This window comes from Thermoanaerobaculia bacterium (assembly GCA_035593605.1).
Lineage (GTDB): Bacteria > Acidobacteriota > Thermoanaerobaculia > UBA2201 > DAOSWS01 > DAOSWS01.
In genome coordinates this window covers 1-20,074 of sequence record DAOSWS010000043.1, presented here as the reverse complement: position 1 = coordinate 20,074, position 20,074 = coordinate 1, and the positions used below count along the sequence as shown (strand labels likewise).

Annotated in this window: 17 protein-coding genes; 7 read left to right on the top strand and 10 right to left on the bottom strand. The window is 51.1% G+C overall.

Going from position 1 to position 20,074, the window contains the following annotated elements; all coding sequences use genetic code 11:
* Nucleotides 1–78: 78 nt before the first annotated feature.
* A complete protein-coding gene (locus tag PLD04_14785; protein ID HXK69593.1) occupies nt 79–1,017 on the bottom strand; it encodes a DUF5668 domain-containing protein in 939 nt (312 codons plus the stop codon).
* A 12-nt stretch (nt 1,018–1,029) separates the two neighbouring features.
* Nucleotides 1,030–1,569 (bottom strand): PspC domain-containing protein, encoded by a 540-nt coding sequence (locus PLD04_14780; protein HXK69592.1) that lies wholly within the window; start codon nt 1,567–1,569, stop codon nt 1,030–1,032.
* Between the two features lie 172 nt (nt 1,570–1,741).
* Between PLD04_14780 and PLD04_14775 the strand changes: the two genes are divergently transcribed.
* The 3 genes from PLD04_14775 to PLD04_14765 are packed head-to-tail and all read left to right on the top strand — an operon-like array spanning nt 1,742 to nt 5,052.
* A complete protein-coding gene (locus PLD04_14775) occupies nt 1,742–2,812 on the top strand; it encodes a right-handed parallel beta-helix repeat-containing protein (protein ID HXK69591.1) in 1,071 nt (356 codons plus the stop codon).
* On the top strand, nt 2,790–3,881 hold the full coding sequence (locus tag PLD04_14770; GenBank protein ID HXK69590.1) for a hypothetical protein: 1,092 nt from the start codon (nt 2,790–2,792) through the stop codon (nt 3,879–3,881). The genes PLD04_14775 and PLD04_14770 overlap by 23 nt, the downstream gene beginning before the upstream one ends.
* A gap of 43 nt (nt 3,882–3,924) precedes the next feature.
* Nucleotides 3,925–5,052 carry a hypothetical protein gene (locus PLD04_14765; GenBank protein ID HXK69589.1) on the top strand — a complete coding sequence of 376 codons (1,128 nt, stop codon included), beginning with the start codon at nt 3,925–3,927 and terminating at the stop codon, nt 5,050–5,052.
* Between the two features lie 28 nt (nt 5,053–5,080).
* Here the strand turns inward: PLD04_14765 and PLD04_14760 are convergent, their stop codons facing one another.
* Both PLD04_14760 and PLD04_14755 read right to left on the bottom strand, forming a co-directional pair.
* The gene (locus PLD04_14760) at nt 5,081–6,448 is read right to left on the bottom strand and encodes a radical SAM protein (GenBank protein ID HXK69588.1); all 1,368 of its coding nucleotides are present in this window, start codon (nt 6,446–6,448) and stop codon (nt 5,081–5,083) included.
* 84 nt (nt 6,449–6,532) lie between these two features.
* Nucleotides 6,533–7,018 (bottom strand): MarR family transcriptional regulator, encoded by a 486-nt coding sequence (locus tag PLD04_14755; protein HXK69587.1) that lies wholly within the window; start codon nt 7,016–7,018, stop codon nt 6,533–6,535.
* A gap of 140 nt (nt 7,019–7,158) precedes the next feature.
* Here PLD04_14755 and PLD04_14750 point away from each other — a divergent pair, with 140 nt between their 5' ends.
* From PLD04_14750 to PLD04_14735, 4 genes are all read left to right on the top strand, one after another.
* On the top strand, nt 7,159–9,444 hold the full coding sequence (locus PLD04_14750) for a DUF5916 domain-containing protein (protein HXK69586.1): 2,286 nt from the start codon (nt 7,159–7,161) through the stop codon (nt 9,442–9,444).
* A 148-nt stretch (nt 9,445–9,592) separates the two neighbouring features.
* Nucleotides 9,593–10,525 (top strand): ADP-ribosylglycohydrolase family protein, encoded by a 933-nt coding sequence (locus PLD04_14745; protein ID HXK69585.1) that lies wholly within the window; start codon nt 9,593–9,595, stop codon nt 10,523–10,525.
* Nucleotides 10,526–10,615: 90 nt separating this feature from the next.
* Nucleotides 10,616–11,779 (top strand): DUF1311 domain-containing protein, encoded by a 1,164-nt coding sequence (locus tag PLD04_14740; GenBank protein HXK69584.1) that lies wholly within the window; start codon nt 10,616–10,618, stop codon nt 11,777–11,779.
* 57 nt (nt 11,780–11,836) lie between these two features.
* On the top strand, nt 11,837–13,411 hold the full coding sequence (locus tag PLD04_14735; protein ID HXK69583.1) for a glycosyltransferase family 39 protein: 1,575 nt from the start codon (nt 11,837–11,839) through the stop codon (nt 13,409–13,411).
* 43 nt (nt 13,412–13,454) lie between these two features.
* Here the strand turns inward: PLD04_14735 and PLD04_14730 are convergent, their stop codons facing one another.
* The 6 genes from PLD04_14730 to metK form a co-directional block, all read right to left on the bottom strand.
* Complete coding sequence (locus PLD04_14730) at nt 13,455–13,910, bottom strand: ferritin family protein (protein ID HXK69582.1); 456 nt, start codon at nt 13,908–13,910, stop codon at nt 13,455–13,457.
* Nucleotides 13,911–14,008: 98 nt separating this feature from the next.
* Nucleotides 14,009–15,487: a pitrilysin family protein gene (locus PLD04_14725; protein HXK69581.1), complete on the bottom strand. Its 1,479-nt coding sequence runs from the start codon at nt 15,485–15,487 to the stop codon at nt 14,009–14,011.
* Nucleotides 15,484–16,812, bottom strand: coding sequence for a pitrilysin family protein (locus PLD04_14720; protein ID HXK69580.1), 1,329 nt, complete (start codon nt 16,810–16,812; stop codon nt 15,484–15,486). Before PLD04_14720 ends, PLD04_14725 begins: the two co-directional genes overlap by 4 nt.
* A gap of 71 nt (nt 16,813–16,883) precedes the next feature.
* Nucleotides 16,884–17,390, bottom strand: a complete 507-nt coding sequence (locus PLD04_14715) for a 1-acyl-sn-glycerol-3-phosphate acyltransferase (protein ID HXK69579.1) — start codon at nt 17,388–17,390, stop codon at nt 16,884–16,886.
* A 65-nt stretch (nt 17,391–17,455) separates the two neighbouring features.
* Nucleotides 17,456–18,778, bottom strand: coding sequence for an adenosylhomocysteinase (ahcY, locus tag PLD04_14710; protein ID HXK69578.1), 1,323 nt, complete (start codon nt 18,776–18,778; stop codon nt 17,456–17,458).
* A complete protein-coding gene (metK, locus tag PLD04_14705; protein HXK69577.1) occupies nt 18,775–19,926 on the bottom strand; it encodes a methionine adenosyltransferase in 1,152 nt (383 codons plus the stop codon). Before metK ends, ahcY begins: the two co-directional genes overlap by 4 nt.
* Nucleotides 19,927–20,074: the final 148 nt, after the last annotated feature.

The following is a 20,074-nucleotide window of genomic DNA, read 5'->3' as shown; positions in this document are numbered from 1 at the left end:
ATATATTTCATTTTCCAGTCACAACGTTTGGACACTACTGGGACAGTCCCTATTTAATTACGGGAACTGCGCGAAGTCTTATTTTACTGTCACCGTTGACACGTCGGCATCGATTTTGAGTGTCCAGCGACATGGAGAAGAGTCGAAGTTTTCCGATTCATAATCCTCTCCCTTCCTTGGAAAACGTTCTTCATCGATGATCCGGGTACTGATGTCCGTGTTCGTATGAATTCGGGCAGAACAGCTCTCGGGAATCCAGAGGGTGAGGGTCCCGACATCGATGGAGATATCCGCAGATCCTTCCACTTCTTTAGAAAGAACCGGGAGCCTTACCCTTCCCGTGCCGGCATCGAGATCAAGCGTAAGATCGGTCACGGTCGTGTCTTCCAGATTCAGATCGGCTGTTACCGCGTCCAGGTTGAGGTCAAGAGCAGTGGGGAACGTCCGATTCAGGTTTAGTGTCAGGCGATCTTTTGGCTGATTTCTTTGCAGGCCGTGGAGACGAATGTGATGCTTTGCCCGGGACTCGCTCAGGGTTACCTTCAATACATTATTTTCAAGGATCTGCTCAACTTCCAGGGTTTCTTTTACGGGAAGCCGGACCGATCCTTCCAGGAAATAGCTGCTCTCTTGGTTTCCCGCTTTGACATTGATGTCGCCGCCTGCAAACTGGAGAAAGAGTTTTCCTTCCGTTGCTTCTTCAATGGGAATCATAACGGCCTGAGACGAAAGCTCGCATGTGTCTTCTTTTATCATTCGGGCCATTTCATGGGTTCCTGAAATGAGAAAGAGGACGACAACAAAGAAGATCGCCACCAATCCCGAAATCCAGGGGTTGGCCCGGGCCAGGACGATATCGAGGCCTAAGGCAATCAAAATGACGGGCCAGAATGTAGAGAAGGCATCCCATGGATCGATCCGGGTCCATCCAAGATTGTACGCAAGAAAGTAAACCCCTGCGAGGATGAGAAGCAGGGGAAAGAGAATGGAATGTCCGCGACGTCGGGTTTCACTCATAATGTGTCTCCTTTATCGGCGGATGAGGAGGCCGATGCCGGCTGCGATTACCGCCAGGGGAAGAACGATGTCCCAATCCAGCCACCAGATCCATCCGAGATTGTGAGCCAGTAATAAGATTCCCACAACTATAAGGGAAAATGCAACAACAAGGCGGCGGGACCGGATGGATGTCTCGGTTGGAGGCACTACTTTTTCATCTTCCATGAAGGGAGATTCCGGTATTGGACCAGGCTCTGTTTCTCCAGTCTCTTTCGACGGTTGTTTTCGCTTCAGGGACTTTTTTACGCTCGCCGCCGCGCTTCGTGCGGCGTCTCCCATTTCCCCCATATTTTCACGGATTACCTCTTTTGAATCCTGGCTTCTGGTCTTTTCAAGGGGCGCGATCAGGGCCAGGGCCAGGTAGGCAATCACGCCGATTCCTCCCGTAAAGGTTAAAATAATGAACAATACCCGAAAGAGAGTAGGGTCCAGGTTCAGGTATTCCCCCAGGCCGCCACAAACTCCGAAAAGAACCCGTTCTGTTCTGCTGCGATAGAGTCGATCTGCCATGCGTACCTCCAGAGTGAACTGACACCCAGAACTACGCAGAATAGACAATTTTGTTCCAATTTTATAAATAGGATTCTCATGATTGACAACGTTCAGGGGTTGGAATACTATCCGGATTGAGGATTGTGAAGCTGGTGGCAATAAGAATATTCACCGAACCGTGGAGGCTTCTATGCAAAATCATGGAATTTTTCTTATGGTCATGTTGCTGTTTGCAGGATCCATGTTTGCGGATGAGGGCAGAATCCCTCTCTATCAGTCGGGAACGATCTCGGCATCTGGAAGCTATGTTGTGACCCGTGACATCACCAGTTCAGGAACCGTGTTCTGGATCAGCGCGGACAACGTGACCCTCGATCTGAACGGCTTTACCCTGACGAATTCGACAACATCCAACGGTGTGGTTTCGATCAGTAGCGGGAAGAAGAATATTAGGATTGAGGATGGAACTCTTGTCGGCGGAGCCTCTGGAATCTATCATCTGGCATTTGATACTGACTTTTGTTCCATCACGGTTGACAACTTGGATATTGCAACGACGGAAACTGGAATATCAGTTCAGAATCTTGAGCGTATTAATATCTATCGTACCCGAATCAGACCTGTTACTGCTGCCAACCTGACCGGGTATGGAATCTCGCTCCTTTGCCCTGAGTGTGATTTTGTCGCCAACATTGAAGATAATTCTGTGAGAAATGCTGGATTAAGTGGTATATATGCTGACGGTATGGCGGCCGGAAGGATTGTTGCAAATCAAATCAAGTGGTTTAACACGAACTGGTCCGGGATCGCCGTGATGTCCAACGTAGTTGTTGTTGGAAGCATCGTTATTTCGGAAAATTCAGTCTTTAACAACGGAGGAGGATTTGGAATCGCCGTCAACACTCACGGAGGAAACCTGATTTCACGAAACACGATTCAGGGTACTAATTACGGGATCCAGGTGGATAAGGGTGCCAGCCTGGTTGAAGATAATGTGCTCTCGGAAATTGATGACTATGGAATCACAATCTTTAATCCCGGCTGTACAGTGCGTAATAATCGAGTCAGAGGTATGTTGCTCAGCAACTCGAGAGGTATTTCTCTCTATTCTAACTATGATCTTGCCGAGGGAAACTCTGTTTCAAATTTTGTGACAGGAATCTACTGTTCAAATTCAACCAGCTATTATCGAAACAACTTCCTGCATGGAAACACCACACCTGCGACGGGAGGCACCAATGGCGGCGGGAACCTGCCGTAACCTTAAAGGCCAGGTCTTTTTTCTTCTGTTCCTGTTCATTCCGCTGGCGGGATTCACGGCGGTCTATTATTTTGGTGTCGATGTCCCCTCGACCCTTCAGGGGACCACCTACACCACCAATGATATTGTTGAATCTTTGGCAGGTAACTACTCCAAGGCTCTCTTCCTTCCCTCGAACATTCCGATCGGATCTCTGGCCAGGGAAACCTCGAGCCGCTGGCAATTTTCTCCGGCGGAACCGATCAAGGTCGGAAGCTCGACCTACTTTGAGCCCCGCGATATCCTCGTCTTTAACGGAATGTCCGTCGGAATGATTCTGGATGGGGGAGGACTCGGGATTCCGGATAAGGCAAGGATCGACGCTCTCTTTTTTAATTCAAGCGGCTACCATGTCGTGAGCTTTGATGTTCCCGTAAATCTCGGGGGAACCGAGTACAGTCAGAATGATCTGCTCGTTTACTCCGGGTCGTGGAATCTTTACTGGGATGGCGACGGTGCAGGGATTCCGCCGTCCTCCAACGTGGTCGGAGCCGAACTGGATCCCTTTGGCGATCTGGTCCTGACCTTCGATGTGCCTACCACCATTGGAGATGTAACTTTTTTACCGGGACAACTGGTGTGGGTTCACGACGGATCTTTTTATTCCTATTTCGTGGATCCTGACTGGCCTGCAGGAACCCAGCTGCGGGATTTTGCCTTCGGAGTCGCCTCCGGTGCAGGAGAGGTTCCCGAGAGAGACGGCCTGGCGGGAACACCCCTTATGGTGACGAAATCCTCAACAATTCCAGGCTGGCTTCACCTGTCCTGGGGAGGTTCCTGCCTCTCATCCGATAAAGATTATGCTGTGTATGCCGGGAATCTGAACTCCTATCCGAGCCACATGCCGGTTGTATGTACGACGTCGGGAAACCTGACCACGGATGTTTCATCACCACGCGGAGACTCCTATATTCTCATTTTACCCCTGACGGATATTCGCGAAGGGGCCTACGGGTTTGAATCCTCCGGGGATCCAAGACCTGCATCCATCGATCCGTGCCTCCCTCAGCAGGTGACGGCATGCCCGTAGGTAGTTTTGAATAATATTTTCATTTTTATAGTATCGTACCTGTATGGAAGCCAAACCGAAATCTTCAGTCTTCCAGGATGGATGGTTCATCATGGCTCTGTTATGGCCCATCGGGGTTTCGGGCATTCTTATCCTTCTCTGGTACCTGTTCGGGAAGAGCGATCTGGGGTTTGAGGAAAACTGGCAGTTAGCCGTTGATTTCTTTGAGGAAAGTATCTTCATTATTGTTTTTTTCCTGAATGTTCTATTTGTACGTTCTCTCTATCGTCAGAAACACACATACGCACCGTTGACTTTTCCAAAAAATCCTCTGTGGATTATTCCCTTACTGCTCTATTTTGTTATAACTTTCTCCATTTTTTTTATCACGATGGGAATGATGGTTGGAATATTTGCAGGCGCTCCCCCCCTGGGGCTCGCGGCCTTTCTTGTCCGGCTGGGATTGAAGGCAGGGGAAGGTTTTACCTTCATGAAAGTACTGGCGATTCTCTTTTCCATCCTGTGTATCCCTGTACTTTTTGCAACCGTCTCCGTATTCAGCCGGATCCAATGGGCACTGGGCGTTCGAAGGCAGATCAGGTCTCTGGCAACATCCAAAATTCGTTCTGCTGCCATGGGGCTGGTGGAGCTTCATGGAACAGTATGTCATGCTGAGAACAGACCCAAAGAATGCCCCATTCTGGGACACAGCCCTCTGTATGATGACCTGCAGGTTTATCACAACGAACCCTTCCTCATCGAGGATGAAACAGGCTCCATACGGGTGGAACCACCTGAGGGCAACGATACAATGAATCCAAGGTATGCCCTGAATCCTCATCCTGTCCATGGACTGAGAGTCCTGATGGATGGCGAGGAAGTGCATCTCATTGGATATCTTGGCCTGCCGGACGGAGAAGGAAAGGACCCAGTTATAAAACCCTGGATTCCACCCTACGGGCGCTGGTATCTGCGGCTCGTTGACATCTTCGGTCGGCCGGGGAAAATTCTCCGTTTCCTTGCACCAACCGATCTTTTTCTCGTTGCTGTTGGAGAGGAGCGAAAGGCCTTGCGGAGGCTTTTTCTACATCAGGTTCTTTGGATTTTCCTGGGTGTGGTCTTCGCCGTGGGGGTCGCCGTGTCTCTGACAATTTCCATATCTCAAATGCTGGGTTATGCCATTCTCACGTAAAATTACATGATTGTACTGTCCCCGGGAATCAGGATGCCTTAACCATAACGATTCCGGATTGGAGTTTGGTCTTTACAGATGGATCGGTCCCGCGAATGTTCCAGCTTCGTACTCTGCTGAAATAGGCCCCATTGATCGCTGATGCATAGGGAAAAACACGGAATCCATACCGCATGGTAAGAATTCTTCTCAATCTACGGGCAATTCTCGACGGAGAATAGAATTCACGTGTAAGCCAGTCATGCCCGGATTGCAACTCTTCGATAGACATACCTGCCGGTTGTAACACAGCATGATGGTAGTCGAAATGGTCAAGATCACAATCTACGATACGATGCCGCATGCGTTCAAATTGAGGAGTACCGGGCAAGGGGGTGAGGATGGAGATTTGAGCCATGTCGATCTGCAGATCCTCCAGCGTGTGTAACGTTTTCGAAAAGACATCGACTCGATCCTGATCAAATCCCAGGACAATCCCAGCCTCCACACCGATCCCGTGTTCGTGCAAAAGGGAGATCCGGGATCGATACTCTTCCACTTGATTGAATCCCTTAACAACGCCTTCCAGGTTTTTCTCCGAAAAGGTTTCCAGTCCCACAAAGAGGCCGACACAGCCCGATCGTGAGGCTAGACTTACGAGTTCCGGGTCATCTGTAATCTGTAGGGTGGTCTGGCTCATCCAGTGTTTTTTCAGGGGAAGCAGGGCATGAAAAAGCTCTCGCGCATATGCAGGCTCGGCCGTGAGGTTGTCGTCAACGAAAATAAAAAAATGATCTGGAAGATTTCGGACTTCTTCGACGATCGATGCAATGGGACGAGTTCGAAAGCTGCCCCCATGAAAAGAAGATACGGAACAGAATGAACAACGGTTCGGACAGCCCCGCGTTGCCTGCACCGCCTGTAACGTCGCGTAATGCCGACGAGACAGTAGGTGGCGGGGGAGGGATTTTAGTCTGGAAAGATCATAGGGCTCTGAAGATCTGTAGATCCCTCGAAGGAATCCCCGTCGCGCATCTTCAACTATTTTGGGCCAGATCCCTTCAACTTCACCCGCGCACACCGCATCTGCATGGAGCAGTGATTCTTCCGGGCAGAACGTGGGATACATTCCACCAAGAACAACGGGAACTCCCATGGAACGAAAGGTGTCACCGATCTTGAAGGCTCGTGAAGCTGTTGCTGTCATTGCCGTGATTCCCACAAGATCAAAATGAGAAGAAAAGGGAATGTCATTCAACTGTTCATCCACGAGGATAATGTTGGATCCTGGAGGACATTCAGCGGCTACAGAAAGAAGGGAAAGCATGGAAAAACGAAATGTCCTTCCACCGCTCCATCTTTTCCGACCCACGTTTCTCCACTTGCCATTGGCTGGAGAAATGAGAAGAATGTTCATACGAACCTCCTTAAGATAAGAAGTGTACGGTATACATATAAACAAAAAAGGGTAAAAAAAAGGAAAACCAGGCGTTGGAATTCATTAATCTTCCTTCTTTTGAGATGAGGTTATGGTTCTACGGATGGTTTCCAGGATACGGCATAGATCATTCTGGTCCTTATCTGGAAGGGATGTTACGGCCTGTTGTACCCCCTTGATGTAAAGCAACTGGGCTCTGGAAAGAATCTCTTTCCCCTTGCGTGTCATGCGTACCTGTTTGATTCGGCGATCGACGGGATCGGGAAAGCGTTCCACAAGGCCTTCCCGTTCCATACGATCGATGAGGCCCGTAACATTGGATCGATTGACAACGAGCATGCGTCCGATGGAAACCTGATCCAGGCTGCCGTTTGACTGGTGTTCAAGGAGCATAAGTACATTGAACTGAGACTCTGTAAGACCCAGAGGACGAAGGAGCCTGTCGCCTTCTTTTGCAAGAATTCCCGAGGTCACAAAGATCGAGAGAAGAGTCTCATGACCAGGTGTGGTGATGGGGTTGGGAAATCCGAGTTCCTCTTTCAGGCTCATTAGCAGTATTCCTTCATATCTATATTGTATATCAGTAAACGTAATTTGTCAACCCTGTTTCAACTCCGTTTCATGAAACCTGATAGATATTTTTACGTTAAAAGGGTGTAACACTCATGTCGAGAACGGCAGGAGGGCCGATGGACCAGCGGTTTCTGATCAGAGTTGGGACTTCAAGAGGATGGTGCAATCCGAGATCCGTGACCAGGGGAATTCTGATGCTGTTCCTGATGATAGTTTGTGTCACGAGCGTAGCTCAGGAAGCGGAAAAAATGATTACTGCAGAGGTTCAATCCATACGACCGACCTCCGGACCCATCGTCCTGGATGGTATCCTGGATGAACCCGGATGGGTTAATGCCTGGAATATTGAGGTTCCGATCGAATTGACACCCGGGGAAAATATTCCGGCACCGGTTCGCACCACGGTCTGGCTGACCCATGACGAATCCAATCTTTATGCAGCATTCAAAGCGTATGATCCAAACCCGGAAGAGATCCGTGCCCATCTTTCGGACAGAGATAATGCGTGGAGTGACGACTGGGTCGGAATCGTTCTGGATACATTTAACGATCAACGGCGTGATTATCTCTTTGTTGTGAATCCACTGGGGATCCAGATGGATTCAATTGAAGTCTGGAATGGAGGGAGTGGGGGAAGCTGGGACGGAATCTGGGATGCAGTATGCAAAATCGAATCCTGGGGCTGGACCGCAGAAATGAAAATACCCTTTTCCACGCTTCGTTTTCAGCGAGTTCCTGGAGAACAGATCTGGGGCTTTGATGCGGTTCGCGGGTACACAAGGAGCTTTCATCGCCAGATGGGTGCCTTTCCAAGAGATCGAAACAATAATTGCTATCTCTGTCAGGCCATTAAAATTAAAGGGTTTGCCGGGCTGACACCGGGGCTTAATCTTGAAGTGAATCCGACACTTACGGCAGTTGCGACCGATTCAAGACCGGATTTTCCCGGTGGTTCCATGGAGCGGGATCGGGAGGATGTGGAGGCCGGTCTTACCGTGAAATGGGGATTTACCACCAACCTGACACTTTCAAGTACGCTGAATCCCGATTTTTCGCAGGTGGAAGCCGATTCCCTCCAGTTGGATGTGAATGAACCTTTCGCTTTGTACTATGAAGAGAAACGCCCATTTTTCATGGAAGGAGCGGATATTTTCAGCAATCAGTTTAATACCGTGTACACAAGAACCGTACGTGAACCCTCCTGGGGATTGAAGCTTACGGGAAAAGAAAAAAGTCACACCCTTGGAGCTTACCTGGTTCAGGATGACACGACCAATGTGATCCTGCCTGGAAGCCAGGGTTCGTCCTGGCTGACGCTGGATACCGACTCGATGTCCACGGTGGTCCGGTATGCGAAGGATTTTGGGGATTCGTATACCTTTGGGACGCATCTGACAGGACGGAAAGGAGATGGATATCAGAACAGTGTTCTCGGACTAGACGGAAATCTCAGGTTCACCGACAGGGACTGGTTCAAGATCCTGGTGGTAGGGTCCTCCACGGAGTATCCGGATCGTGTGGTGGAGGATTACGATCAGCCCTCCGGGTCCTTCAGTGATTTTGCCGGTTGGTTTTACTTTCGCCACAGTTCGAGGAACTTCGTGTGGGTAGCCGAATATGTTGATGTCGGTGAGGATTTCCGTGCCGACATGGGGTATATGCCTCAGGTGGATTACCGGCAGATCCGGGGTGCTGCGGAGTACTCCTGGATTCCTGTGGGAGAAACCTGGTTCACGGGGTTGAGTGTCGAGGCTGGAGGATGGAAACGGGAGGACCAGCAGGGAGAGGTATTACAGGATAATGGGTACATTACCGCCAACTATACGGGGCCACTCCAGTCCCATGTCATGCTGGAATACGATCGAACCCGGGAAGGTTACGGGCAGGAGATCTACAATCTGAACAGGTATTACATTCACAACTGTATGTCTCCCAATGGGGATTTCCACTACTGGATCAATTTCTGGTGGGGAGACCGGATTGATTATGTGAACCATCGTCCTGGGAATCGTTTTCGAACGAATGTCGGCCTGCAGCATAAGCCCGGCCGTCACCTGGAGTACTGGTTCGATCTGACCTACGAAAAGATGTCCGTACCCGAAGGAAGGCTCTATACAGCAAGAATTGGTCAGGTCACCATGACCTATCAATTTACACCGAGGACCTTTCTGCGTCTGATCCTTCAGGGCGTGGACCATCAGTATGAAACCGATCTCTATATCGATGACCGGGAGCCGGAGTCAAAAAACCTCTTTACCCAGATGCTTTACTCTTATAAATTGAACCCGCGTACGGTTCTCTTTCTTGGATATTCGGATACCCGGCTTGGAGATCAGGATATCGATCTTACTCAGCTGAATCGAACCGTCTTTCTGAAAATCGGCTATGCCTGGACCCGATGACACATTTTTCTTGATCCGGGTGTATCATATACAGTGAGGGAGATGGAGTTCTTGATGTGAAAAGTGGTTTCTTGAATAATCATCCAGGCCAGGTGGCCCGGTGGAGATATGAATGAGAAATGGTTTACCCCGAACATGGAGTATGGATATGGATGAAAAGTCTAGATATTTAGGTGCCCTGATGGGGCTTGCGGTAGGGGATGCCATGGGCGTTCCCCTGGAGTTTCAAAAGCCCGGGAAATTCAAGCCGGTTTCCGACATTCAGGGAGGAGGTCCCTTTGGCCTGAGAAAAGGTCAGTGGACGGACGATACCTCCATGGCTCTCTGTCTGGCTGAGAGTCTTATCGAGTGTCGTGAATTTGATCCGGATGATTTGATGGAACGATATATTCGCTGGTACCGCGAAGGGTACATGAGTTCAACAGGAACCTTTTTTGATATCGGCTCCACGGTCCGGCATGCTCTGGAGCAGTATGAGAAAACAGGAGAAGCCATCAGCGGTTCTACGGACCCGGAACGCGCTGGAAATGGATCCCTTATGCGGCTTGCTCCCGTTGCACTCTTTTACGCCCTGGATCCAGGCGAGGCCATGGAAAGAGCCGGAGAAAGTTCTCTGGTCACCCACGGTGCGCGAACCGCGGTGGATGGCTGCCGATATTTTTGCGGATTGATGGTTGCTGCACTGCAGGGAGTCGCAAAGGAGATCTTTTTATCGAAAGGCTATGCTCCAGTCCCGGGTTACTGGAGGAAGAATCCTCTTGCTCCGGAAATTGGAGAGGTGGCAGGCGGCTCCTTTAAATTTCGAAAACCTCCAGAAATAAGGGGTTCGGGGTATGTTGTACGGTCGCTCGAAGCCGCACTGTGGGCCTTCTACCATAGTGCGTCATTTTCTGAAGGCTGCTGCAAGGCAGTGAATCTGGGAGAGGATGCCGATACAACGGGGGCAATCTTTGGTCAACTGGCGGGCGCCTATTATGGAATTGAGGGCATACCTTCAGAGTGGCGTGATCAAATCGCGAAACCCGATCTCATCCTTGGTATGGCCGAGCGTCTCTATGAAGTCCGCAGGCTGAATGGATAAGACCCTTTCCGATCCGAAGGATTGGATTCTGCTTAAAATTTTCAGTCCTGGAGAATAAAGGGCCTTCCCCTGAATGGTAGAATGGCACTCATGAACGTTTTATCCTCATTCCGGCAATTGGTTTATATCATGACACTCTCCATTCTTTTCGCTGGCTCAGGACTCTGGGCGGAGGATGACATTTGTGGCTCGCAAACCCTTGAAGCGCAGGTGACCACTATGGAGTCCAGATTGGAGAAGGCATACGCACTGGCTCAGGAATCGCTGAAAGATGAGACGATTCCAAACCAGGCAAGAGTCTCATGGCTGTTGAAGCTACAATTCTCCCAGCGTGCCTGGATCGTGTCGAGGGAAAAAGACTGCGATGCTGTTTCAGCAGGGAATCCCGATCCTGAAAGGGCACTCAATGCCATGCTGGAGTGCAGGATTCAAACAGCCAGGGAGAGAATCGAGTGGCTGAAAGAACATTTTCCTTACGGTCAGGTAGACGGAATCTCGGAAATTACGGGAGCGGAGCCCGCTTCTCCACCATCGCTTCGTGTGCCGGCAGGTGTTTTCAATGTCGCTCGAACATCCCTGTCGGAAGTGTCCGCATCCTCCGTAAATGGAAACCGTTCGCTTAGCAACCGGTATTACGGTATTCCCAACGCCTTCGATCATGGAACCAACTGGATCGATGGCATGAACTATTCCACCTGGGTGAGCGACCCGGGAGATCCCAATCCCTGGGCTGAAGTTCATTTCAGGTCACCCGTCGAGATCCATTCCCTTGTGGTGGAAGGTGTTCCATCCTGCTATGCGGACGTTGTCGCAATGGATGGAACCGTCACCAGGCTCAGGCCGTTCGCGCACTATGTAAATCTATTGGAACCAGTGGGTAATATTGAAAAGGTGAAGTTTTACTTTACAGTTCTTGTCGGTGATTCGATGGTCCAGGTCGACGAAATCCAGGTTCTGGGTGCCTTTCAGAAAGGAATGACCTGGGAGGAAAGCACGCCCCGCCTGATTCCGGACCGGCGAGCGTTTGATCTTTCTGCAGACAATGCCTTTCGTGACTGGCTCTACCCGATGATCACGAATAAAGCGAGAGAGGTGATGGAAACCGATTCGTCGATTCTTTATACCTACTTTCTTGAGAATGTTCCGACGTTTCAGGTGGAAATTGATCGATCGTCTGGAAAAATGAATTCCCGAATGCTGTTGAAACAAACCGGTAAAGATGAAAAGGATCCTACTGCCCGTCTCGTGGAATAAATCATTGCCTCGGAATGCTTACAGAGTTGATCATCATTATCGCCCGGGAGACATTCGATGTACGATCCAATCGACTCCGATGAAGTGAAAAGGAGTGCAAACAGGGAGCGTCTGTTTTTCCTGGGGCTCCTCTGTATGTTCGTCCTTCTTGCCTTCACCTTCCAGGGAAGCCGGGGAATCTATTCTCCCGACGAAGGATACTATGTTTCGATCGCCCTCGATATGATCGAAACCGGAGACTGGATGATCCCCCGGATTGACCACCAGCCCTGGCTGGATAAACCGCCCTTCACCATGTGGGGGATCGCTTCCGGTATTCTTCTTTTTGGACAGCACGAGTGGGGGGCCAGGTTCTTTCATGCCATCTATTATCTGATCACGATTCTGATCGTCTTTTTTCTAGGAAAAACGATGGGTGGGCGAAAAATTGGCTTCCGGGCCTCTTTGATCTATTCCACGATGCTGATGCCTTTCATCGCAGCCAATGTCATCACGCCGGATACTCCTCTGACACTCTGGACCACGGCTTCCTGTCTGGCATTCTGGATGGTTGTCCGCGACCCGCCCCGAAGAACGGGCCTGTGGATTCTGTTGCTGGGGGTCGTGCTGGGGTTCGGCTTTCTCACCAAGAGCATTGCGGCCCTGATTCCCGGAGGGGCCATGGTCGCATTTCTCCTCTTTCGCAGACATCTCTGGCGTAGATTTCTCAACGTATGGACCCTGGCCGGGTTTGCGGCTTTTACGCTGATCGGTCTTTCCTGGTTTGTTTTCGTAAGTAAAAGTATTCCCGGTGCCCTGGCCTATTTTCTGGACAACCAGGTTGTCGGCAGGACCGTATCGACCACCTATGCCCGCAACCCGGGACTGTTGGGTACATATGTTTACCTTCTTGTCCTGACCATTGGAACTCTCCCCTGGTCATTCGTGTGGGTATACGGCCTTCAGAAACGAATCAGAAATTGGAAACAGAATCGAGAGCCCGTGAAAATGAACTCTTCTCAGCTCTTGTTGACTCTGTGGATTGCCATTCCTCTCACAGTCTTTTTCCTGGCAAATTCCAGGCTTCCTTTTTACCTGCTGCCGCTCTTCCCGGCCATGGCCCTTCTCACAGCCATACGATGGCCCTTCAAGGATAGTGTGAAACTGTATGCACATTCCCCGTCCTGGCTGACACTGAACCGGTCCTTCGTGGTTATAGCTCTTATCGTCACTTCTCTGCTGTCGCTGAAGGTGGCCGGCGCCTACTATTCATCTCACGAAAATATGAGGATTTTCTATAATGTGCTGAAGACTTCCGTACCTTCCAATACCTGCGAGATCGTGTCGGTGAATGAACATATGGAAGGACTGAGCCTCTATTTTCCAGGAGAAGTGGAACGGGTGACGACGGGCCGCCGTACCTATCCCTTTTTCACTAAACCTGAAAGCCTCGAAGAAGAAATCAGTGAAATCCTGCAGGAGCCAGCCACCCATGTTCTCGTGGGAAAAAGAGGGGAGGACAGAAAGACGATTCAAAAAGAGTTGGAGGTTGCAGGCATTCCTTATCGTGTCCTTGATCTTCCCTTTCAGCACTATATCTTCATCTGTTATCCGGAAAATCAGGCTCTCTCTTCTCTATCCCCGTCCCTGTAAGGTCCGGGCAAAACATCTATTCCTGGGATGAGACAGTTGAATCTCAGGAGGGGTGTGCAAACTGCTCGATATGAGAAAGAGACCTTTTCAGATAGTGTACGTGCCATTCCTCCATGGAAACCAGCCGCAGGAAGGTGTTCATGGCTTCCTGATTCTGCCCCTGCCTGGAGAGTGAGGTATAGAGATGTATTGCCTCGTATTCCCTCTCCAGCGCGTATTCAAGAATTTCCCGCAGGGATCCGCCGGTAAAGGGTGGAAATTCAGCCGGAGTGTAGGATGAGGTGCCGAATTCACGGTTTTTCGACTGTCCGGGAATGTCAAGGTAAATTTCTTTCAGGATTGACAGGTGCAATTCTTCTTCCCTGGCCAGAATTCGGAAGCCGTCCTTCAGGACAGGGGATTTGATTTTATCACCCATGGCCAGATAGAAGCTTGCGGCATCCTTTTCAGCATGAATGGCTGTGAGAATTACGTCAAGCATGGATTCGAACGTGTTCATTGGGTCCAGTATATACGATTTTGGTTTTTCTATGAAAATGCATGAAAAAGGCAGGGCGAGAAACGCCCTGCCTCGATCGGGATAAACGTAAGTTTCGATTATTGAAAGAGTGTGTCCACCGGGGTGATCGTAACCGATGTTACATTCAGAGGGTACGATTCAATCACTTTATCTTCCTTCAGGAGATCGCATTTCGTACCTTCGGTCTGGTACATAATGGGAGAAGCAATTTCCTTTTCGAGTAAGGTCTTCATGGTTTCTGCGTCTTTTGCTACGACCGCGATAACCAGGTTTTCCGTCTGGAGATAGGTCCGGATGGCATCATTGACTTCATCTCTTGTCAGGGTTTCCAGTCGGGTGTCAATTTCGCGGATAAAATCCCCGGTACCATAGAACCGGCTGTCCATCAGGTAACCCAGGCGACGGGAGAGGCTTTGGACCCAAAGCTTCGAGTAGTTCCGAACAAACTTTCTGGCGGCTTCAAACTCTTCCTCCGAAATACCCTCCCGGATAAGCCTGTCGGTTTCAAAAAGCGACTGACGAATGGAAAAGAGGGCATTACGCGGATCGACCGGTCGGATCCAGATCGAGAAGAATTGCTGTCTCCGGGCGATATTCGGCAGAGAAAAGGTGGTTCCTCCATCCTGATCGAAGTATTCAATATACGAATAGTCTCCGTAGTTCAAGCCGCGGTCTCCCCGCATGTGATTCATGAGAACACCGTTAAAGGTTCGATGTTCACCCAGGTAGCTGTTGGCCACCATTAAAGGAATGAAATCTTGATGTCCGCGGGTGATAGAAATGGGAAAGCCGATGGAAATGGCGGCTCCCGAGGTTTCCTTCTGAACCAGGACGACGTGTCTTCCTTCCAGGGCGGGAGGATCGGGGAGGGGGGAACGGTCCATTCGGGTATCCGGAAGCCTTGAGAAATCCCGGGAAAAGGTGGTAATGAAGGAGGAAGGGTATCCACCCGCAATGCCAAGGGTGACATTGTTGCGGGTGAAGGCTGTATCGTGAAAAGAACGGATATCATCCGCTGTAATGGTGGCAAGATCAGTCAGATTTCCCATCGTCAGATGACCGTAGGGGTGACCTTTATACAGGGTTGAGGAGAGAACTTCCTTCCCCAGCTGTTCATCATCGGCACTGCGAAGACTTTTCTCAATGTAGGCCATGATCTGCTGTTTTACCCGATCGATATCCTTCGGATCGAGTCGGGGTTCCGTGATCAGTGCTTTAAAGATCTTATAAAAATCTTTAAGGTGGTCTCGGTGGACTTCTCCAATGAATGTCGAGGTTTCTTTATCCACAAGTACGCGAATTGAGGCCGCCATGGGAAAGAGACGATCCTGGACTTCCCGGTACGTAAGATCCCGGGTTCCACCTTCGATCATCGATTCCGCCATCAGATAGGCCAGACCCTCCTTGCCGGCCGGATCGTCCATCGACCCGACGTTCCATTGAACTCGAAGGGTTACGGTAGGGTAGGTGGGACTGGGGATCTGTTCCAGGGGAACGGCAGCGGAAGCAGTTCCCGCAAACAGGATGATTCCGGCAATCAAAAGGAGAAATCTCATGGCGTACTCCTTTCCTTGAGAGTGACAATGGTACAGTTGGTGGCTTTGAATATGTCCCCCGCTGTTTTGATCACCTCAGCTGTTGAGAGGTGGTCCAGAGTCTTGTAATAGGTATTGAGTGACTTCCAGGATCCCGTGGGGACAATGAATCGAACCAGTGCGCTGGCCACCGCGTCCGGTGTCGTCAGGCCACCGGCAAAATCGTATCGAAGGTAGGATTTCACCTTTTTAAGATCGGCCGCATCCACCCCGTCTTTAGCAAGGTTTTCAAGGGAGGTGCGAATTCGATTCTCCACTGCTTCAAGGTTCGAAGCATCGTGGAGCCTGGTGATGACGGAAAAGAGTCCCGGATCCCGCTGCATTCCAGACCAGGCGCTGACAAATTCAACCTGTTGTTTTTCCACGACAAGTTCCTGGTACAGGGGGGCGTTGGAAGCAAAAAGGAGTTCGGAAATTACGGCCAGGGAGGCGCTTCGAGGGTCGGCGGGGTCAAATACGGGGCAATGATAACCGATGAAGAGGTAGGGGTTTGTGGGGAGATCCCAGTCCACCGTCGTTCGGCGTTCTTCCTTTTGCACGGGCTCTTCCGGAACGGGTTTGGGATCGTACCCTTTTTTCCACGGACCGTAATATTTCTTTGCCAGGGAGACGACCGTTTCGGGCTGAACATCTCCCGCAACAATGAGGATGCAGTTTTCCGGTCGATAATATCGACGAAAAAAATCAATGGAATGGTCATACTGGTTGGGCATGTCCAGAATATCGTCGAAAAATCCCATTGTCGTGTGGCGATAGGTATGGGTTGTGTAGGCTGTTCCCAGCATGGCTTCGTAGAGGCTCAGGAAGGGGTTGGCCTGGCTCTTTCTGTATTCCCCAAGGACAGCTCCCGCTTCTTTTTTAAATTCCTCTTCCGCATACTTCAGGTTTTGAAAACGATCACTCTCGATGTCCATGAGGGTCTCCAGATAATCGGAAGATCCGGTAATGTGGTAGACCGTTTCGTCATCGGAAGTGTATGCATTCGAATCGGCTCCCATCTCCTTGAGGATCTGGTTGTATGCCTGTTCGGGGAATCGATCGGTTCCCCGGAACATCATATGCTCAAAGAAATGGGCAAATCCGGTCTTTCCCTTTTCCGGCTCGTTCCGGGACCCGGTTCGTACGACGGTGTAATAGGCCAGGATTCCCGGAGTGTCCATGGGGACGGCAATCACGGTGAATCCATTGGGAAGTTTCGTCTCATGGATGGGAAAGGTAAAGAGGTCTTCCGCCGGAAGTTGTGTCACCATGAGGATAAGTGCCGAAACAATGATAAATGCGCGCATACAGTGTTCCTCCTGCTTCGTCTGGATTCATTTACGGGAACGATCACCCTGGGTTCTCGGCCGACTGAGAATCATTCTTCCTTAACCTGGATTATCCCTGCCTGATCGGGGTTGATCCCGGTTTTATCCCTGTAAAATTCTCTGATGATTTCCATATCGACTGACAGATTACCGGAAGGATTGACGACTTTCCCGATTCCGATTGTCTTCGTCGATCGGTCAATAAATCCCAGTGCAATCGGGACGCCGGCTCCAGCGGCAATATGGTAGAAGCCCCGGCGCCAGTATTCCGTCTTTTTCCTGGTCCCTTCTGGAGCGATTCCAAGGAACAGCCGGTCCCGCTCCCGAAAGGTCTGCATCGTCTTTGCGACAAAGTTACGAGGCGTAAGGCGATCCACGGGGATGCCTCCAAGCGCTTTCATGATCCACCCGTAGGGCCAGCGAAAGAGAGATTTTTTTCCCACCCAGTTGAGCTTCAGGTTTTGAGCTGATCGAAAGAGAATCATCAGGAGAAAGTCCCAGTTCGAGGTATGGGGATATCCAATGATTACATACCTGGGTTCCGAAAGAAGAATCATTTCCGTTTTCCAGCCCACTATACGAAGAAGAAACCGGGAAAGTGCCCGCATGGGTGTGGAGTTGCTCAGGTTCCTTCTTTCCAGGAGGCAAGATAGGCTTTCTGGGCTTCCGTCAGTTCATCGATGTTGACCCCCATGGTTTTGAGCTTCAGCTCTGCGATTCCGTCATCCAGTTCTTTGGGAACCGGGTAAACCGCTCGTTCGAGGGAACCGGCGTATTCCTTGATATAGCGGGCCGAAAGGGCCTGATTGGCGAAGCTCATGTCCATGACCGAGGCAGGATGTCCTTCGGCGGCAGCCAGGTTCACCAGACGACCTTCTCCGAGGAGGTAGATGTTCTTTCCGTTCTGCAGCTTACAGGAGCGAACATTCGCGCGAATCTCTTCCTGATGAGTACTGAGACGCTTCAGGGCCTTCAGGTCGATTTCAATATCGAAATGGCCGGAATTGGCTACCAGGGCTCCGTCTTTCATCTTGAGGAAGTGGCGTTCAACGATGACGTCCCGATCCCCTGTCACGGTGATAAAGATGTCGCCAATCGGAGCGGCGTCGTCCATCGGCATCACGCGAAAACCGTCCATCAGGGCCTCCAGGCCCCGGACCGGATCGACTTCGGTAACAATGACATGGCTTCCCATGCCGTGAGCCCGCATTGCCAGACCGCGGCCACACCAGCCGTACCCCGCAATGACGACGTTTTTACCCGCAAGGAGAACGTTCGTGGCCCGGAGAACTCCATCCACGGTGCTCTGTCCCGTGCCGTACCGGTTATCAAAAAGATGCTTGGTCCGGGCGTCATTGACGGCAATTACCGGGATGGGCAGAACACCGTCCGCCGCCATGGCACGCAGGCGAATTACGCCGGTTGTCGTCTCCTCGGTACTTCCCCGGACGCCGCGTGTGAGAGTCTCCCGCTGTTCGTCGCTGAGGCTTTCATACCAGGAGCGGACCCGGGGGTGTACGGTATCCAGAGTTTCATGGTACAGGGCGGTAAGCGTGGATACCAGGTCGGCACCATCGTCCATGGTGATCGTGGGAAAGGTTGCCAGCATGGCCCGGATATGGTCGTAATAGGTATCTGTATCCTCGCCCCGAATGGCGTGGACTTCGATCCCATCTTCCAGGAGAGCCGCAGCGGCATCATCCTGGGTGGAGAGGGGATTGGAGGCGCAGAGAGCAACCTGTGCTCCTCCAGCCTTCAACGTGCGCATCAGGTTGGCCGTTTCCGTGGTTACATGGAGGCAGGCGGCAATCCGTTCCCCTTTCAGGGGAAGTTCTCTTTCAAAATCAGCCCGAATGGCCCGCAGGACCGGCATTTCACGCTCTGCCCAGGCAATCCGGCGATGGCCCTGAGGGGCCAGCGAGGGATCTTTCACGTGGCCGTTCATAGCTTCAACGCCTGTCGGATTTCATCCACCTTGTTCGTCTTCTCCCAGGTGAACTCGGGAAGATCCCGGCCGAAGTGTCCATAGGCCGCGGTCTTCTTGTAGATGGGACGGCGGAGGTTGAGATAATCGATCATCCCCAGGGGGGTCAGGGGGAAGATTTCGCGGATGACCTTCTTGATGTCATTTTCGGAAACCCTGCCCGTGCCGAAGGTGTCCACCATGATGGCGACGGGATCCTTGACACCGATGGCGTAGGCAAGCTGAACTTCAATTCGATCCGCGGCACCGGCGGCAACAAAGTTTTTGGCGATGTGACGGGCCATGTAGGAGGCCGAGCGGTCGACCTTTGTGGGATCTTTTCCCGAAAAGGCGCCACCACCGTGGCTCCCGACGCCTCCGTAGGTGTCCACAATGATTTTTCGACCGGTCAGCCCTGTGTCCGCCCAGGGACCTCCCCGTTCAAAGGATCCAGTCGGGTTGATATGGAAGACGGTGGGCTTATCGATCATGTCCGCCGGAATGGCCTTCCGGATGACTTCGTCAATGATGGCCTGTCGAAGGTCATCATAATCAATTTCAGGGGAGTGCTGGGTGGAACAGACAATGACATCGCATCGGATCGGTTTGTGGTTGTCATATTCCACTGTGACCTGAGCTTTTCCATCGGGGCGGACCCAGTCCAGCGTCTTCCCCTTCCTCACTTCGGCCAGCCGCATGCAAAGGTTGTGGGCCAGCGTGAGGGGCATCGGCATCAGGGCATCGTTGTCATTACAGGCATATCCGAACATCAGGCCCTGATCCCCGGCTCCTCCCGTATCAACTCCCTGGGCAATGTCGGGAGACTGCTCGTCGATGGAGGAAATCACGGCACAGGTCTCATAGTCGAAGCCGTATTTCGCACGGGTGTACCCTATCTGCCGGATCGTCTCTCGAACAGTTTTCGGGAAATCGACATAGGCCGTGGTAGAGATCTCTCCGGCAATAAAGACCATGCCCGTGGTCACAAGCGTTTCACAGGCTACGCGACCCTTGGGATCCTGGTCCAGAATGGCATCCAGGATGGAGTCGGAAATCTGGTCTGCGATCTTATCGGGGTGCCCTTCGGTTACCGATTCCGATGTGAAAAAGTAATTTCCGTCTATTGACATGGTTTTACCTCCAGAGATGGTGACCCACAAGTATGCCACAGGGCTGGCCTGTATTCAAGAGAAAGGTATTGAGACTGACCCTCAGTTCAATCCATAAAATAGGGACTGTCCCAGTAGTGTCCAAACGTTGTGACTGGAAAATGAAATA

Excerpts from the sequence above, each read along its gene's own strand:
- PLD04_14785 (HXK69593.1), bottom strand. The coding sequence starts at position 1,017 with ATGAGTGAAACCCGACGTCGCGGACATTCCATTCTCTTTCCCCTGCTT.
- PLD04_14780 (HXK69592.1), bottom strand. The coding sequence starts at position 1,569 with ATGGCAGATCGACTCTATCGCAGCAGAACAGAACGGGTTCTTTTCGGA.
- PLD04_14775 (HXK69591.1), top strand. The coding sequence starts at position 1,742 with ATGCAAAATCATGGAATTTTTCTTATGGTCATGTTGCTGTTTGCAGGA.
- PLD04_14770 (HXK69590.1), top strand. The coding sequence starts at position 2,790 with ATGGCGGCGGGAACCTGCCGTAACCTTAAAGGCCAGGTCTTTTTTCTT.
- PLD04_14765 (HXK69589.1), top strand. The coding sequence starts at position 3,925 with ATGGAAGCCAAACCGAAATCTTCAGTCTTCCAGGATGGATGGTTCATC.
- PLD04_14760 (HXK69588.1), bottom strand. The coding sequence starts at position 6,448 with ATGAACATTCTTCTCATTTCTCCAGCCAATGGCAAGTGGAGAAACGTG.
- PLD04_14755 (HXK69587.1), bottom strand. The coding sequence starts at position 7,018 with ATGAGCCTGAAAGAGGAACTCGGATTTCCCAACCCCATCACCACACCT.
- PLD04_14750 (HXK69586.1), top strand. The coding sequence starts at position 7,159 with ATGGACCAGCGGTTTCTGATCAGAGTTGGGACTTCAAGAGGATGGTGC.
- PLD04_14745 (HXK69585.1), top strand. The coding sequence starts at position 9,593 with ATGGATGAAAAGTCTAGATATTTAGGTGCCCTGATGGGGCTTGCGGTA.
- PLD04_14740 (HXK69584.1), top strand. The coding sequence starts at position 10,616 with ATGAACGTTTTATCCTCATTCCGGCAATTGGTTTATATCATGACACTC.
- PLD04_14735 (HXK69583.1), top strand. The coding sequence starts at position 11,837 with ATGTACGATCCAATCGACTCCGATGAAGTGAAAAGGAGTGCAAACAGG.
- PLD04_14730 (HXK69582.1), bottom strand. The coding sequence starts at position 13,910 with ATGAACACGTTCGAATCCATGCTTGACGTAATTCTCACAGCCATTCAT.
- PLD04_14725 (HXK69581.1), bottom strand. The coding sequence starts at position 15,487 with ATGAGATTTCTCCTTTTGATTGCCGGAATCATCCTGTTTGCGGGAACT.
- PLD04_14720 (HXK69580.1), bottom strand. The coding sequence starts at position 16,812 with ATGCGCGCATTTATCATTGTTTCGGCACTTATCCTCATGGTGACACAA.
- PLD04_14715 (HXK69579.1), bottom strand. The coding sequence starts at position 17,390 with ATGATTCTTCTTTCGGAACCCAGGTATGTAATCATTGGATATCCCCAT.
- ahcY (HXK69578.1), bottom strand. The coding sequence starts at position 18,778 with ATGAACGGCCACGTGAAAGATCCCTCGCTGGCCCCTCAGGGCCATCGC.
- metK (HXK69577.1), bottom strand. The coding sequence starts at position 19,926 with ATGTCAATAGACGGAAATTACTTTTTCACATCGGAATCGGTAACCGAA.